At 58.2% G+C, this 14,686-nt stretch carries 16 protein-coding genes; 5 read left to right on the forward strand and 11 right to left on the reverse strand.

Going from position 1 to position 14,686, the window contains the following annotated elements:
• Nucleotides 1-7: 7 nt before the first annotated feature.
• The gene (cowN, locus tag GSVR_RS16725; protein WP_173198676.1) at nucleotides 8-310 is read right to left on the reverse strand and encodes a N(2)-fixation sustaining protein CowN; all 303 of its coding nucleotides are present in this window, start codon (nucleotides 308-310) and stop codon (nucleotides 8-10) included.
• Nucleotides 307-747: a peptidylprolyl isomerase gene (locus GSVR_RS16730; RefSeq protein ID WP_173198678.1), complete on the reverse strand. Its 441-nt coding sequence runs from the start codon at nucleotides 745-747 to the stop codon at nucleotides 307-309. Before GSVR_RS16730 ends, cowN begins: the two co-directional genes overlap by 4 nt.
• Before the next feature lie 216 nt (nucleotides 748-963).
• Between GSVR_RS16730 and GSVR_RS16735 the strand changes: the two genes are divergently transcribed.
• The 5 genes from GSVR_RS16735 to GSVR_RS16755 all read left to right on the forward strand — a co-directional run bounded on the left by GSVR_RS16735 (nucleotide 964) and on the right by GSVR_RS16755 (nucleotide 6,361).
• A complete protein-coding gene (locus GSVR_RS16735; protein WP_173198680.1) occupies nucleotides 964-2,619 on the forward strand; it encodes a sigma-54-dependent Fis family transcriptional regulator in 1,656 nt (551 codons plus the stop codon).
• A gap of 66 nt (nucleotides 2,620-2,685) precedes the next feature.
• Nucleotides 2,686-3,474 (forward strand): NAD(+)--dinitrogen-reductase ADP-D-ribosyltransferase, encoded by a 789-nt coding sequence (locus GSVR_RS16740; protein WP_173198906.1) that lies wholly within the window; start codon nucleotides 2,686-2,688, stop codon nucleotides 3,472-3,474.
• A 297-nt stretch (nucleotides 3,475-3,771) separates the two neighbouring features.
• A complete protein-coding gene (locus tag GSVR_RS16745) occupies nucleotides 3,772-4,422 on the forward strand; it encodes a hypothetical protein (protein ID WP_173198683.1) in 651 nt (216 codons plus the stop codon).
• 99 nt (nucleotides 4,423-4,521) lie between these two features.
• Entirely contained in the window at nucleotides 4,522-5,703 is a 1,182-nt protein-coding gene (locus GSVR_RS16750; RefSeq protein WP_173198685.1) for a cell wall metabolism sensor histidine kinase WalK, read from the forward strand.
• A complete protein-coding gene (locus GSVR_RS16755; RefSeq protein ID WP_173198687.1) occupies nucleotides 5,675-6,361 on the forward strand; it encodes a response regulator transcription factor in 687 nt (228 codons plus the stop codon). Before GSVR_RS16750 ends, GSVR_RS16755 begins: the two co-directional genes overlap by 29 nt.
• Nucleotides 6,362-6,429: 68 nt before the next feature.
• On the opposite strand, the gene GSVR_RS16760 is transcribed toward GSVR_RS16755, so the two are convergent.
• The 9 genes from GSVR_RS16760 to nifH form a co-directional block, all read right to left on the reverse strand.
• Nucleotides 6,430-6,831, reverse strand: coding sequence for an HD domain-containing protein (locus GSVR_RS16760; RefSeq protein WP_173198689.1), 402 nt, complete (start codon nucleotides 6,829-6,831; stop codon nucleotides 6,430-6,432).
• A gap of 93 nt (nucleotides 6,832-6,924) precedes the next feature.
• The gene (locus tag GSVR_RS16765; RefSeq protein WP_173198691.1) at nucleotides 6,925-7,413 is read right to left on the reverse strand and encodes a rubrerythrin family protein; all 489 of its coding nucleotides are present in this window, start codon (nucleotides 7,411-7,413) and stop codon (nucleotides 6,925-6,927) included.
• A 28-nt stretch (nucleotides 7,414-7,441) separates the two neighbouring features.
• The gene (locus tag GSVR_RS16770; protein ID WP_173198693.1) at nucleotides 7,442-7,936 is read right to left on the reverse strand and encodes a pyridoxamine 5'-phosphate oxidase family protein; all 495 of its coding nucleotides are present in this window, start codon (nucleotides 7,934-7,936) and stop codon (nucleotides 7,442-7,444) included.
• 175 nt (nucleotides 7,937-8,111) lie between these two features.
• Nucleotides 8,112-8,714 carry a gamma-glutamylcyclotransferase family protein gene (locus GSVR_RS16775; RefSeq protein WP_173198695.1) on the reverse strand — a complete coding sequence of 201 codons (603 nt, stop codon included), beginning with the start codon at nucleotides 8,712-8,714 and terminating at the stop codon, nucleotides 8,112-8,114.
• A gap of 116 nt (nucleotides 8,715-8,830) precedes the next feature.
• On the reverse strand, nucleotides 8,831-9,592 hold the full coding sequence (gene anfO / locus GSVR_RS16780) for a Fe-only nitrogenase accessory protein AnfO (protein WP_173198697.1): 762 nt from the start codon (nucleotides 9,590-9,592) through the stop codon (nucleotides 8,831-8,833).
• A gap of 34 nt (nucleotides 9,593-9,626) precedes the next feature.
• A complete protein-coding gene (anfK, locus tag GSVR_RS16785) occupies nucleotides 9,627-11,015 on the reverse strand; it encodes a Fe-only nitrogenase subunit beta (RefSeq protein WP_173198699.1) in 1,389 nt (462 codons plus the stop codon).
• 163 nt (nucleotides 11,016-11,178) lie between these two features.
• Nucleotides 11,179-11,607, reverse strand: a complete 429-nt coding sequence (gene anfG / locus GSVR_RS16790; RefSeq protein WP_203978707.1) for a Fe-only nitrogenase subunit delta — start codon at nucleotides 11,605-11,607, stop codon at nucleotides 11,179-11,181.
• Between the two features lie 15 nt (nucleotides 11,608-11,622).
• Nucleotides 11,623-13,206 (reverse strand): nitrogenase iron-iron protein, alpha chain, encoded by a 1,584-nt coding sequence (anfD, locus tag GSVR_RS16795; protein ID WP_173198701.1) that lies wholly within the window; start codon nucleotides 13,204-13,206, stop codon nucleotides 11,623-11,625.
• Between the two features lie 224 nt (nucleotides 13,207-13,430).
• Complete coding sequence (gene nifH / locus GSVR_RS16800) at nucleotides 13,431-14,258, reverse strand: nitrogenase iron protein (protein ID WP_173198703.1); 828 nt, start codon at nucleotides 14,256-14,258, stop codon at nucleotides 13,431-13,433.
• Nucleotides 14,259-14,686: the final 428 nt, after the last annotated feature.

Here is a 14,686-nt window from a genome sequence, read left to right on the forward strand (position 1 = left end):
CACAGTCTCAGCAGGACTCCGTCTCCACCTGTTCCAGCAGCGCCAGCGCCTCGTGGTCGTCATGTTCTTCGAACAGTTCGCGGATGTTGTTGATGTAGGAATGCACCAGGAACAATTCATCCAGGTGTCGGCCGCTGTTCAGGTCCGGATTGGCCGCCAGGGCCAGTTTTTCCTTGTAGCGCTCCCAGAAGGCGTTGGTCAGGTCAGGGTCGTCGATGTAACGCCGCAGCATGGCCACTATCCTTCGGGCGTTACCGTCGCCGTCGATCCCCTTGAAGGTCACGTAGCGGTCGATTGTGGTGTCTTTCATCCCATGTTCTCCTCAATGCGCTCCAGTTTCAGCGCAAAGGTCAGATCCAGTCCGGCCAGGGGATGGTTGCCGTCCAGAGTTACCGTGGTCGCATCCACATCGCAGACCACCATCGTGCGTTCCTGCCCATTTTTGAACCCGATGCTGAGTTTTTGACCGGCCCTGATCTCTCTTTCGGCAGGGAACAGAGTCCGATCGACCCGGATGATGTTCTCTTCCCGCCGGGGACCATAGGCGTCGGCCGCCGGGATGGTGATGTTCCTCGTCTCACCGGCGGCCATGCCGAGCACGGCCTGTTCCAGGGCCGGGAACACCGCGTTCTGCCCGATGGTGAAGACCAGCGGTTCGTCCTCGCCGGTAGCGTAGAAGATCCGTCCATTGTCCAGGGTCCCGATGTAGCGGAGGGTTACGGTGCTGCCGTGTCGTGCCGTGTTCATGCCATTCCTCCCGAGGGGGTCTCACGGCTTCCATGCAACTATTCAGCCGTAAACGGCATGCCGGAAGAGAAGGAGCTCTTTTCCCGCCACATCAGGCAAGGCTGGCAAGCGTTATGCATCAAAATATATAACGAAACGGAATTCGCGGTGCAGCGCCCATACCTGTGCAGGCCTCGCGCAGACAGAGTAAACATTAACGGCCCACGAGGTTGACGTATGTCGGCAGCCAAAAAGATCGAGACAGCCACCGAAAAGCCCGGATTGACAGTGGTATTCAGTAGTGACGTCCACAGTGCATCCAAAGCACTGCGCCTCAATCTGGCCACGGTCGGCAAGTGCCGCAACCGGGAGTGCCGGGCCAAGGTATTTCCGCTGCTTTACCAGATGAGCCGGGTCATTGCCGAAAGTGCAGATCTCCCCCCTACCCTGATCATCCTGCAGAAGATCATGGAAAAGGAGATGAACATCGTCTGCGGCATGATCAGCCTCTATCATCAGAAATCGGGCAGAATACTGATCCATGAGAGCTTCGGTCTGACCGAGGAGGAAGAGGCACGCGGCATTTATGCCCTGGGCGAGGGTATTACCGGCAAGGTGGTGGAGACCGGCAAGGCCATCATGCTGCCGCGCATCAGCGAAGAGCCCGCTTTTCTCCACCGCACCCGCAGCCTCAAGTACGGTCTCGACCAGGAGCTGTCCTTCATCTGCGTGCCGATCATGCGCGGCCGCAAAGTGCTGGGCGCCATCAGCGCGGAACGGATCTACGACAGCATCAGGCTGTTGGAACAGGATGTGGAACTGCTGTCCACCTTTGCCGCCATGATCGCCCCGGCAGTCGAGCTCTATCTGATGGAGCACGTGGACAAGGCCATGCTGGAACGGGAAAACCGGCGGCTCAACGATGCGCTGAAACAGCGCTTCAAGCCGTCCAACATCATCGGCAGCTCCAAAGCCATGACCGAGATCTACGAACTGATCCGGAAGATCACGGCAGCCAGGACAACGGTGCTGGTACTGGGCGAAAGCGGGGTCGGCAAGGAACTGGTAGCAGGGGCCATCCACTACAACAGCCCCCTGGCGGACGGCCCGTTCGTCAAGTTCAACTGTGCGGCTCTGCCGGAAAGCATTATCGAAAGCGAACTGTTCGGCCATGAGAAGGGAGCATACACCGGGGCAACCGCGCATCGGACCGGACGCTTCGAGGATGCCGACGGCGGCACTATCTTTCTGGACGAGGTGGGAGAGCTCTCCCTGGCCATGCAGACCAAGCTGCTGCGGGTGCTTCAGGAAAAGACATTCGAGCGGGTCGGCAGTAACCGCCCCATCAAGGTCGATATCCGCATCATCGCTGCCACCAACCGGGACCTGGCCGAGATGGTGTCCCGGGGGCTTTTCCGCGAGGACCTGTACTACCGCCTGAACGTATTCCCCATCACCATCCCGCCGCTGCGCGACCGGGGCAGCGACATCATCACCCTGGCCGACCACTTTGTGGCCCGCTTCGCCGGCGAGGCCGGCAAGGAGGTCAAACGCATCTCCACCCCGGCCCTGAACATGCTGATGAGCTATCATTGGCCCGGCAATGTGCGGGAACTGGAAAACGTCATCGAGCGGGCGGTCATCCTGTGCGAGGACGAGGTGGTGCACGGCTACAATCTTCCGCCTTCGCTGCAGACGTCGGTGCTGACCGGCACGGTCGGCAAGGGGGGGCTGGAGGCAAAGCTGGCGTCGGTGGAATACGAAATGCTGGTGGAGGCGCTCAAGACCCACAACGGCAACATGACCGAGGCGGCCCGGGAGCTGGGTATGACCAGGCGGGTACTGGGGCTGCGCATGGCAAAGTTCGATCTTGAATATAAGACATTCCGATAAGAAACGCGGAATTGACCGGAGGGTTTCGGGATTCAGTGTCCAGTCCCGAATAGGGGGAGGTGGCGGCTGAGATACGGCTCATTCAATAACTGCAACCTGCCCCCCTGGGTCATCGCCTCGCGTCATTTCAACGACAACCCGCACCCCCTGGAGATCCAGGGGGTCAAGGAGAGCAACCGCTTCCTGTTCGAAAAGCTGGCGGGAATCCCGGACCAGTGTGAACGGGCTCTGTTTTTCAACGACTTCATGTCGGTGAAATTCCACCTGCACCATTGGCAGGAACAATCCACCGATCGAGCCAGAAACAGCATCAGAAACAACTATCTCCACTTCCTGAAGTGCTGGATGATCGATTCCAACTCCCTCTCGGGGGCGGTACTCAAGCGGTGGGTCGAAAGCCGCATGGGCATCACCCCCACCTTTCACAAGCAGCCGATCAGGGACGCCAACGGCGAGGCCTATTTCAACTATTCCGTGGATGTCATGAACGGGAGCGCCTGCACCAGCGCCATTCAGTCCCAGTTGGACCTCCTGTTCGAGTACGGCCAGTTCGAGCTGCCGCGCACCTACCCCGGCCTGAAGGCCATTCCCCTGTTCCGCGGCACCCACGATGCCGAGGAATACGAAATCATCGAGGACCTGGGCAACCGGGAGCAGATCGTACGGATGAACAACCTGGTGTCGTTCACCTGCGAAGAAGAGCGGGCCTGGGAGTTCGGCCGCACGGTCTGGGCGACCTCTGTGCCGCTGTCCAAGATCTTTTTCTACAGTGGCCTGCTGCCGGGCAGCATCCTGAGGGGGGAGAGCGAATACATGATCATCGGCGGCGAGTATCGGGTGCGGCGGCTCAGGTAAAAGCATCCGGGAGTAGTGTCCCGGGGCAGCCGCCGGATGCCATGCTCCTGCCGACAGCCCGCGAGAAATACCAGACTCGTCTTGCAAACAGCGAAATATCCCGCCAAGGCATAGTAGCTGCACTCCTCCAGCCCCACGATCCTCCTGCCCTGCCCGGCTGTACAGCATGACCGAAAGACCGCGGGATTGGTGGTAATAAAATCTTTAAAATTATTTTCGAAAATTTTATGCACTTTTTAGCGGCAGGTTAGACTCCTTGTGTAGGGTGGCCTCCATCACAAACAAGGAGGCTGTATCATGAACAAGATCAAACTGCTGTATGACGTCACGCGGGCCATGAGGAACCAGAAGAAAATAAGCGGTGTTCTCCAGGCGCAGATACGAAAGGACCAGGAAGAAATCGTCTCTCTGCGGAACACGTTCGAAACCGGTGAGGCGGGAAAAACCAGAATAACGGCTTCCTCCGAGCTGAACCTGGACAACGGGCATGTGACGCGGGAAAGCACCACCGAATTCGATTTCCCCGGCCATGACCGCCCCGGTTGCGGTATGCTGCACCGGTTGTTTCAACGGCATCACGGTTCCCATGGCTGCTGCGGGATACGGGGCCTGTTCGGCAAGCTCTCCCTCGTCTTCGGCATTCTGAGCAGCCTGAAGGTAGAGGAGAAGGGAGACGGAGCAGCCGTCATTTCCCTTGACCTGGATGAACTTCCTGATGAATTATCGAAGATGTTTCTGGATAAGATGCAGTACAAGAACGACTGCCTCGCCCATCACGGTTTCCTCAAGGAGCATCTCAAGGCGGAAAGCCTGAACGGCACACTGGTAGTGACGGTCAACAGGGACCGCATCATCGAGACCATAACCATCAATGCAACGAGCGCGGCACGGGACGAAAATGACGCCCGCCACACCATGGCAGCGGACGCGGAAGTGCGGTTTGCCTGAACCGTTCGAGCCGCAGGCACGGATGAAGCAACCGGCATCACAGGACAGGGGCGCGGGAAATCCCACGCTCCTGCCCTATTTCAATGCCAGGAGTACGTAATGAGATTGTTCCGACGCAACCGACCCATACCCTGCGAAGAGGGGCAATGCGCTTCTCTCCGGAGTTTGCACGACCATTTCCACCAGCACCGGCGGGAGTTCATCGCCTATCATCGCTACTTCCGCTATGCCCGGCCGTTTGTGCTCCTTTTCAATATCGTCATCCTCTACCTGCTGTTCCGCTGGGCCGGCATCAAGGCCATCGGGGTATTCTTCGCCGTTCTGATCGTCTTCAAGGAACTGTTCATGTTCGTGTTTCTGAGACGACTGGAAAAGCGGATCATCACCCCCATCCAGGAGCTGAGGCGGGGAGTGGACCAGATCGCCGACGGCAAGTACGACGTGCGGGTGGCATGCCAGGTGCCCAACGACCTGGGGCTGCTGATCGTCTCATTCAACGAGATGGCCCATAAGCTTCAGAAGGCCGAGCAGTTGAAGAGCGAGTACGAGGAAAACAGAAAAAGCCTGATCACCAACATCTCCCACGACCTGAAGACCCCCATCGCGGCGATTCAGGGGTATATCGAAGCGGTACTGGAAGGGGAGGAACTGCCGCCCGAAAAGCGGGACAAATACCTGAGAACCATCTACCATAACGTGTCGTATCTGAATCACCTCATCGACGACCTGTTTCTGTTCTCCAAGCTCGACATGCAGAAACTGGAGTTCAATTTCGTCACGGTCCCGATCCGCAGCTACATCGCCGACCTGATGGAGGAGTATCAACTGGAACTGGAGGGGCTGAACATACCGCTCCTGATCTCCGATACCCTGACGGACAACCCGCAGGTCTGCATGGACTGCAAACGGATGTACCAGGCCATCAACAACATCGTCAGAAACGCGGTCGGGCACGGACCGGACCAGGGGTTATCGCTCCGGGTGACGCTGTACCGGAAGGACGCCATGATCGCCCTGGATATCCGGGACAACGGGCCGGGCATCCCCCAGGACAAGTTGCCGCATATCTTTGCCCGGTTTTACCGGATCGACACGGAGCGGACCAAAAACTTCGAAAGCACCGGGCTCGGGCTGGCCATCACCAAGGAGTTGGTCCAGGCCCATGGGGGGAAGGTCGCTGTGTGGAGCCGGGAGGGAGAAGGGACCTGCTTTACCATCATGCTGCCGGAGTACTCCGGGTGGGGGAATGAGGATGAAAAACGTCCTGATCATCGAGGATGATCTCAATATCGCCGAGCTGGAGCGGGACTATCTGCAACTGAACGGCTATCGTACCGAAATCGCCCAGGATGGAGCGGCCGGCCTCAAGCGGGCCCTCTCGGGCCAGTTCGACATTGTCGTCGTTGATTTGATGCTGCCCGGGAGAAACGGTTACGAGATCATTGCCGAGGTGCGTAAATCCCTTGAGATCCCGATCATTGTTGTTTCGGCGAAAAGCGAGGATATCGACAAGATCAGGGGGTTGGATATCGGCGCCGACGATTATATGACCAAGCCGTTCAGCCCGACCGAATTCGTGGCCCGGATCAAGTCCCATGTGAAGCGCTACGAGCGGCTCACGGGGAACGGCGATAACCAGGGGATGATCCTGCACAAGGGGCTGGAGATCAACACCGCTTCGCACCAGGTCTTCGTCAACGGCAAAGAGGTTCAGCTGACTACGAAGGAGTACGAGATCCTGGTCTTTCTCGCCTCCCACCCGAACATCGTTTTTACCAAGGAACGCCTGCTGGATGCCATCTGGGGGAACGAATATTTCGGCGACACTGCCACCATTGCCGTGCATACCCATAAGATCCGCAAAAAGATCGAGACCGATCCGGCGAATCCGGAATACATCGAAACCATTTGGGGCACCGGCTACCGTTTCAAGCTGTAGCCGGCAGCCAAAGGAAAGCTTGGCCATCCGTCATCGCCCCCCCGGGCTGAGCGCACGTATCTCCCGACTCAGTCCCCCTCCCGCCTGTTGACGATCCGGTCCGCCTCCTTGAGGATACGCAACTCAACGTAATCGTAGCGCGAGGGTGAATGGTGGTTGCCGATGATCTCGCATACCCTGGCCGTCTTATCAGGGGGAAAGTCGATGCCTGACAGCAGCTCCCGCGCAATGGGAGGGCCGTATTCCTCCTGGGTTTTACCGTTGTTGTAGCCGTGCAATTCTTCGGAACGTTTGATGCCGATATCGTGCAGCAGGGCCGAGGCCACGAGCACTTCGTAATCCCAGCCGTCCGCGTCTTCCGCAATATTCTCGCAGTGCCGCAGCACCTCCAGGGCGTGATTGATCCTCCGGACATCATCTCCGAAGTGATCCACCAGCAGTTTTGCTACTCTCCCCTTGAAGTAATCCATGCTGACATCCTCCGGTTGAATTGGGTCTGATGTATGTGCACCATACCCTATACCGGAAAGGTATCTTTGACGCGCATCAAATCCGCAAGGTTTTCAGATGCGCTCCGCAGCCTCCGGCCCTTCTCCGCAGACGGGACAATCCTCCGGCTCATGTCCCTGATACAGATAGCCACATACCATGCAGAGGCAAAACTCCGCCGACGCGCCCTCCTCCCATTCCGCACGCGCGGTCTCGTACAGGCCGATGTTCTTCATCATCGCCGACCTGGCGCGCAGAAAGGCATGCCGTATGTCCGCCTGCTGTTCCTTCCGTGCGGTTTCGATCAGAACGGGATACAGCTCATCGGCTTCGTGGACTTCCCCGGCAATGACCGCTGCCAGGTTTTCCGCCGGCGACCGCACTACAGCCAGCGCTTCCAGGCAGATATCGGCACGAACTTTCCGGGACTGTGCCGCGGCCCGAAAGAGGCAGGCTGCCGGCTTATGCCCGTCGATTTCGGCCTGCCGGGCAAAGGCCAGCAGCGTCACATAGGCCCGGGCATTTCGCGCAAGAGCCTCATCCAGATGTGCCGTCGATTTCACTGTTTGCCGCTCCCATGCCCCTGCTTCATCACACGCCGTGCTTCTTGCCCTGCAATGAAACGATATCGATGCGGATCACCGCGGTGCGGTCAAGGTTGGTCTGAGGGTATTCGAATTTCTGTTCGGAAAAATGCGCCACAATCAGGTCCAGGGCCTTGATCTTTTCCGCCGCATCCTCCACGAACACCGCCTTGCCCATGCCGATCACGGTGCGGTGCCGCGCCTCGAAATCGCAGGCCTCGTCGCTTTCGATGAAGCCGTGATCCACGCTGATCTCGAAGCAGACGTTGTTGTTGCGCATGATGATCTCTATCTTCCTTCCCGCCTGGGCCGAGTGAAAATAGAGCGCCGTGCCGTCGAAGGCATAAAAGACCGGCACCAGAAATGGCAGCTCGCCATCCACCAGGGCGATATGCATCAGTTTTTCCGAGCGGATGATGGCATCGATTTCGGTGCGGTCGGTGATCTCCCGGTCCTTGCGCCGCAGCGGACCGTGGGGATGGTGGTGTGCAGGTTCCTGCATGGTAATTCCTCCTTTAGAAGGTTGTTGAAAAACGGGCATCTCGCCGCCGTCCTCATCAGCCACCTTGTGCGGCGTAGCGCTGTTTACACCTTTGGGTGCTTACGCCTCCGCGGGGTTTCCTGCGGGTGCGACGATCTACCCATTTTTGAACAACCTGAGAATTTCAACAGCCTGTTTAGTCAACGTGGAAACAGTTCTCTGTGTCTCCATGTCTCAGCGCCGAATTCAGATTTAACGCGCCACAGTCGCAGGACATCGTGCCGAAGGTGGAGGACTGCTCGCGTTCGAAGATGCGCGGCACGGGAAAGGTTGCCTGTTTGGTTCTGATCCGCCGCACGGTTTCAATATAGGGGACCGGCAGGCCGTGGGCAACGGCGCCGGCCAGGATGGTCTCAAGATAGTCTTCACTGGGCGGCTGCTGCGGTCCGCCGTGATAAAATTTTCTGTACAGCAGCACAGGATAGGTCGTGCCGTCAACTCCAATAACTTCGGTCGGAAGCAGAAAATAATCGCCGGTGCCGTCCAAACGCACATCCAGCCAGGAATCAAGGCGTTCGGTGTCCCAGAACGAGAGTTTGTACACCACCCCCCAGAGATCCTCGCCGGGGTGGTCGATCAGAGTTGCCGCCCCACCATCCCAGCGTTTGGAGTAGCCGAAAAAGGCAAGGCTGTGGTCGGGCAAGCGGGCAACCGTCACCGGCTCCGGTTTAGAGCAGCGCGAAGCGATCAAGCGTGGATTCATGTTGGCAGCATAGGAGAAAATAAGGTGGTCACTCATCTGATGTACCTCTTTTGTTAATCAAAAACGGCAGTCAGACACAGAGAACACAGGGAAATTACTACGACAACAGATTGAATTTCCTCTGTGATCTCTACGGCAAATACTTTTACAGGTTAATCCGGCTGGACCGCTTCGTCCTTGTTCGGAACAACCAGCACCTTGAACCCCTTCCCGGTGCTGTCAGGCACCTCAGATGCAACGGCCAGGTTCAGTTTGTACAACTCCCGGGCAAACCAGCGCGGCGGGTGATCGCAGAGTATTTCCAGTTGCTTGAAGGCGACCCCGGCCATGAACGGGACCAGCACCTCTTTCGAGTTGAGGCTGGCATCGTTGTTGAGAATCTCCGCCAGGTCAATCCGATAGTATCCGTTGCCCAGCGGCTGCGGCATGGGCAACGGTCTGCCGGATTCCGGTTTCCCGCCATCCGCTTGGTGGGGTGTGCTGCCGGAGCGGTGCGGGGAGCAGCCTCCGCCGCAGCCCGCATGGCGTACCGGCGTGCCGCAGGTAGAGCCGGCCGCGGCACGGGCTGTCTGTGCCGCCACAAAATCCCGGTCATGCCGGGCAACGGAATCCAGTTGTTCCAGCAGCGATCCTGCCGACTTCCAGGTGCGGAAGCCGTGCTCTTCCTTGAGCACGGCATGGAGCAGTCCCCTGAGCTCGCGGACCACAAACACCTTGCAATCATCGAGGTGGGCCACGGCATGCCTGATGCCGGCCTTGATCTCCGACAGCGACAGATCCGGGTTCATATCAAGAGGCACCTCTTTTGTTTTCAGCCAGCCCCCTTCCGGGTCCTCTTCATAGAGACATATCCGCCCCTTTTCATGGAAGCCGGCCACGCTACCGTGGGTATTGACATAGCTTGCGATCTTCATGGGATCACCTCATCAGGCGGGCACGGACAGCGCGCTACCAGACATTCAGAATCCACTCTTTGTTCTTCTTGTATTCCATGTCGGTAAACAGGGCGTTTGCCATCTGTTCGCCAAGCCAGGTCGCACCGGCATACCCCACCACCGGATAGCGGTACATGCCGGCACGGTCATAGGTGGGGAACCCGACCCGCACCATGGGGATGGCGTTGTCGATGGCGACGAAGCGTCCCTTGGAGTGGCCGAGGATCAGGTCCAGTTCCAGCCCCTTGTTCTTGATGCGGTCCTCCAGGTCCCAGAAATCGGCGTTGGTGACCACTTCCATGTGCCAGTCGACATTTTCCTGCATTGCCAGCAGGCGCGGATCTTCCTTGTAGCGCACGTTGTCGTCGCCGAGCAACAGCAAGACCGGCTTCATTTCCAGGTCGATACAGAACTCGGCCAGTCCGATCACCAGATCCGGGTTGCCGTAAATGGCCACCTTTTTCTCGGCCAGGAACAGGTGGGTGAGATCGGTCAGGGCGTCGATGGCCATGCCGCGTTCCTTTACCAGTGACTGGGGGATCGGCTTGCCGGTCAGTTGTTTCAGATTGTGCAGGAAGGTATCGGTGTTGCGGATGCCGATCGGCGTCGGGCCGATGATGGTCGGCAGGTCGAATTCCTGCTGAAGCCATTCGGCGGCCCTGCTCCCCTCGTAGCGGTTAAGGGCGATGGTGCCGACCGCATTGGCGGTGCTGCGCAGGTCATCCATGGTCGTGCTGCCGTGGGAGATGGCGCTGCCATCCGGCATCAGGGGTGAATCGAAACTTTCGATCTCGAACAGCACGGTGGCATCGATATCCATTTCTTCCAGCAGATGTTTGAGCGCCGTGACATCTCCCGGATTGACCCAGCCGGTCAGCACGTTCAGCTTGCCGTTCGGCTCCCCCTTGGTGGCAAAGTGCTTGACAAAGTCCCGCACCGCCACGTCGTACCCGCCGATCATGCTGCCCACGAAGCTGGGGGTATGAATGGCGATCAGATGCACCTCGCGGTCCGGATATTTTTCCTTGAGCAGCCCTTCGTTGAGCTTTTTGATCACACCGTCGATATCGTCGCCGATTACCTCGGTCGAGCAGGTGGTGATGATCGGGATCACCTTGACGTGCGGATAGCGCGCCAGCAGCACGTCGACCCCTTCCTCGACCCGGTTGCAGGCACCGAATACGGCGCCATCCTCATGCACGGACGAGGAGGCTATCTCGAAGCTCTCCTTGAAGTGCTGCGAGAAGATCAGGCGCACGAACATCACGCAGCCCTGGCCGCCATGGACCAGGCCGATGCAGTCCTTGATGCCGATGCTGGCGAACTGGGCCCCGGCCGGCTGACAGGTGAAGATGGGATTGATCGTGCCGATGCGGTCTTTTACCTTTATTTCGCAGTTCATGGCAGGTTCCTTTTCTTGGTTTCTGTTTCGAAAAGCGGGGATTTTTTCTTCTGGCAAGAAAATCGAGGGATTGCGCGGAGGCGTACTAGTAGTACGCCGCACAAGCAAGACCGATGATTGACGCCGCCAGGGGGAAAAAGCACCCTTTCCGGACGGAAACTTCTTAGTAATTCACTACAGTCAGCTCAAGGTTGAGCGACCCGTCGATGGTCAGCCAGTCCAGGCGCGCATTCAGCGTGCGCATGAGGGCTTTGATGTCGTCCTTGGCCATCTCCTTGATCCAGGGAAAACGCTCCCGGTAGGCCCGGTCCAGCAGGACCGCATCCACCCAGTAGCACTTCTCCAGCCCGGTCGGGTTTTCCACCGGCTCGTCGCAGAGCAGTTGGGCTGTCTTGGCGAGAATGTTGGCGTTCTGTTTGCGCCGGTCCCAGCCCCGGGAATTGAACTGCCAGAGACAGTTTTTCATGATGTAATTTTCCAGGGGGGCGATCTTGTCCCTGGTATCCTGATCGACCTCGGCCAAGGGGTCGCTGGTATAGACCCGCTGGTACTTCCGTTCGGCCATGTTTTTCGGTTTGTGGTTGGCACTCATGTCAAACTCCTTTTATCAGGCCGCGGCTTTGACAGCGTCGGCGGTGTCGGCCGAGGTACGCGGAAATTCGGGATAGGTCTTCGTGCGCAGGTTGCTGACGCTGTCGTACGTGCCGGTGTATTCCGAAAGCTCCGTCGAGGAGGTGATCTCCTCCGGCAGATCCTTGTCGGAGAGCATGCGGCGGGTAACAAAGCCCTGGGCAGCGGGAATCTCGTCCTTGCTGATGTCGCTCAGGGCGAGCTGGTGGATCGGCGAATAGATGGCGTTGTAGATGTCCCGGGCAAAGCGCACCCAGCCTTCGAAACCCTTGTAGGGGCCGTTGTGGTAGGCATGGGCGTTGAGGTAGGGGACGCCGACCTTCTTCGCCATTTCCCCCGGCCGCTTGCCGGTGAAGATCACATCCGGCTTCAGCATATCGAGTGCTTCCAGCCCTTCCAGTTCGTTCGGATCATCGATGGCCAGGGCACCCTCGCCGCAACGGGAAACACCCTTTTCCATATCCCCCTGGTGGCCGAACTTGGTGTAGACCGACACCACCTTGACCCCCATCTCTTCCTGGATGCAGTGAGCCCAGTGCCAGAGCTTGGAGCCGCCGGGCCACAGGCAGACCTTCTTACCCTGCAGGCGGGCCTTGTACCACTCGAGCTGCGGCTTCCACTTGGCAACCTCTTCCTCGATGATCTTCTCGGCACGGTCCTCGATGCCGAAGAACAGGCCGATCTTGCGCAGGGAGTCGGCCAGAGGCTTGAAGCCGAAACCGTCGATATCGAGCCGGGGGATGCCGTAGCGTTCGCGCAGTTCGTCGCAGATGTACTCCGCGGAACGGGCGCATTCGAGCACGTTGAGGTGGGCGCGGTGCATGCCGCGCAGATCGTCATAGGAACCGTTGCCGGTGAAGGTGGACAGCACCTGGATGCCCATGCGCTTGAAGTAGTCGAGCATCACCTCCTGATCGCCCTGGATGTTGTATTCGCCGACGTAATTGATCACGTAATCGCTGGTGATCTCGGGCTCCAGGGTGCCGACTTTCTGGTTGATCCAGGCGATGTTGATCTTGTGGTGCCCGCCGGACTGGCTGGGGCCGGCAAAACCGGGGGAGTTGCAGACGAAGATGTCCACGTCCGGCAGCTCTTCCATCACCTCCTGGGCAATGGCGTCGATGTCGTCGCCGATCAGGGCCGTGGCGCAGGTCTGGTAGATGGTCATGCGCTTGATCTTGGGAAAGGCCTTGAATGCTTCTATGATGTTCTGCTTGAGGAGCTTCTCGGCGCCGAAGACGATGTGCTTTTCCTTTACGTCGGTGGCAAAGGTGTACTTCAGCTGGAAGTTGTCGTTATCGCTGATATAGCGCTTGGTCTGCCAGGTGTCGTAGGTACAGCCGACCGGGCCGTGGCTGATGTGGATCACGTCCTTCATGGGCGTGCCGATGACATGCTTGGCGCCGCAGTAGGCGCAGCCGCGTTCGGATATGGAACCGGGGATGGTGTTGAGGTAGCCCTTGGGCAGGCAGGAGGTCAGATCCTCCCCTTTGCCCTTGATGACGGCATGTTCCTTGCGTTCCGGAATGACTTTGCTGCATTCGAACTCATGATAAGGCATGGCTCAGTCTCCTTGTGAGTCTTTACATGGTGTGAGCAAACTTCACCTGCAATGGAACACGGATTTCGCGGATGCGATGGATTTTCACGGATTTCACCCAAACCGCATTGTTTTTTAAAAATTCGCGCTAATCCGCCCAAATCCTGCTTTTTCTTCAGGCCCGTTTTGTGGGTCCGCGTTCCATTGCCTTGCGTTTTTTTTGTGCGAGATGCTTCCGACGGGGCTCAGTCGGCCAAACCGTACTTGACGACCATGTTTTCCAGTTGATCCATGGTCAGCGGCTTGGGAATCACGAAATCCTGGTTCTCGATGATCTTGCGGGCCAGTTCGCTATATTCGTTCGCCTGGTTCTCGGTCGGATCGAACTCGGTGACGGTCTTCTTGTTGAACTCGGCCTTTTGCACGATGTTGTCGCGCGGCACGAAGTGGATCATCTTGGTGCCGATGGCGGCGGTGAACTCTTCCAGAAACTCCCGTTCGCCGTCCACCTTGCGGCTGTTGCAGATGATGCCACCCAGACGCACGCCGCTCTGCTTGGCATACTTCACCAAGCCCTTGCAGATGTTGTTGGCGGCGTAGATGGCCATCATTTCGCCGGATGCAACGATATAGACCTCCTGGGCCTTGCCGTCGCGGATCGGCATGGCAAAACCGCCGCAGACAACGTCGCCGAGCACGTCGAAGAAGATGAAGTCAAGGTCGTCGGTATAGGCGCCGTTTTCCTCCATCAGGTCGATGGCGGTGATGACACCCCGTCCGGCACAGCCGACCCCCGGCTCCGGCCCCCCCGATTCCACGCAGCGGATATCCTTGAATCCGACCTTGATCACCATGTCGTTGGTGACCTTCTCGGCGCCGTGATCCCGCAGCACGTCCATCAACGTCTCCTGCGGCTTGCCGCCCAGGATCAGACGGGTGGAGTCGGCCTTGGGGTCGCAGCCATGGATGAAAACCTTCTTGTCGTGAAAGTGGGCCAGTGCCGCAGCCGTGTTCTGGGTCGTGGTGGATTTGCCTATGCCGCCTTTGCCGTAGATTGCGATTTTCCTGGTCATGATGAGGTCTCCTTTGCGTATGGGTAAATGATGGTTTTTGGAACCGGTTCATCAGCGCTTACAATCCTATTGAGCAGAGAGCGTGCCAGAACATGACGTGAGAGATGACGAGGAAGAATTCAGGTGGTAGAGACACGGAGGCGCCCAGCAGTTTCCGCACGATTGCAACAGGTTAGACACGGCAGGCCAATACTTCATTCACAGGATGCTGATCCGTTTTTGTCGGCATGGTTCCCGGACCGGACGTCGGTTCCTGTACCGCGGCGTACGATTGGAATGGAAATGTACCGAAATGTACGGAAGGCTCGCGGCCGCAGTCGAGCCTCGAACGGGGTGAAATGGGAGGGACAGGAAGACAGACGTTTCGGCCTGTTCAGGAGGAATATCGGGAACCGGGTCACAAGCCTGGGGAAAGTATGGGCGACACC

Origin of the sequence: Geobacter sp. SVR (genome assembly GCF_016865365.1) — a bacterium.
GTDB lineage: Bacteria > Desulfobacterota > Desulfuromonadia > Geobacterales > Pseudopelobacteraceae > Pelotalea.

Bases quoted from the DNA above. Each gene is read 5' to 3' on its own strand.
- anfK (WP_173198699.1), bottom strand. From the start codon at position 11,015: ATGAACTGCGAAATAAAGGTAAAAGACCGCATCGGCACGATCAATCCC.
- GSVR_RS16735 (WP_173198680.1), top strand. From the start codon at position 964: ATGTCGGCAGCCAAAAAGATCGAGACAGCCACCGAAAAGCCCGGATTG.
- nifH (WP_173198703.1), bottom strand. From the start codon at position 14,258: ATGACCAGGAAAATCGCAATCTACGGCAAAGGCGGCATAGGCAAATCC.
- GSVR_RS16770 (WP_173198693.1), bottom strand. From the start codon at position 7,936: ATGCAGGAACCTGCACACCACCATCCCCACGGTCCGCTGCGGCGCAAG.
- anfD (WP_173198701.1), bottom strand. From the start codon at position 13,206: ATGCCTTATCATGAGTTCGAATGCAGCAAAGTCATTCCGGAACGCAAG.
- GSVR_RS16775 (WP_173198695.1), bottom strand. From the start codon at position 8,714: ATGAGTGACCACCTTATTTTCTCCTATGCTGCCAACATGAATCCACGC.
- GSVR_RS16760 (WP_173198689.1), bottom strand. From the start codon at position 6,831: ATGGATTACTTCAAGGGGAGAGTAGCAAAACTGCTGGTGGATCACTTC.
- GSVR_RS16745 (WP_173198683.1), top strand. From the start codon at position 3,772: ATGAACAAGATCAAACTGCTGTATGACGTCACGCGGGCCATGAGGAAC.
- GSVR_RS16755 (WP_173198687.1), top strand. From the start codon at position 5,675: ATGAAAAACGTCCTGATCATCGAGGATGATCTCAATATCGCCGAGCTG.
- GSVR_RS16730 (WP_173198678.1), bottom strand. From the start codon at position 747: ATGAACACGGCACGACACGGCAGCACCGTAACCCTCCGCTACATCGGG.
- cowN (WP_173198676.1), bottom strand. From the start codon at position 310: ATGAAAGACACCACAATCGACCGCTACGTGACCTTCAAGGGGATCGAC.
- GSVR_RS16750 (WP_173198685.1), top strand. From the start codon at position 4,522: ATGAGATTGTTCCGACGCAACCGACCCATACCCTGCGAAGAGGGGCAA.
- anfG (WP_203978707.1), bottom strand. From the start codon at position 11,607: ATGAGTGCCAACCACAAACCGAAAAACATGGCCGAACGGAAGTACCAG.
- anfO (WP_173198697.1), bottom strand. From the start codon at position 9,592: ATGAAGATCGCAAGCTATGTCAATACCCACGGTAGCGTGGCCGGCTTC.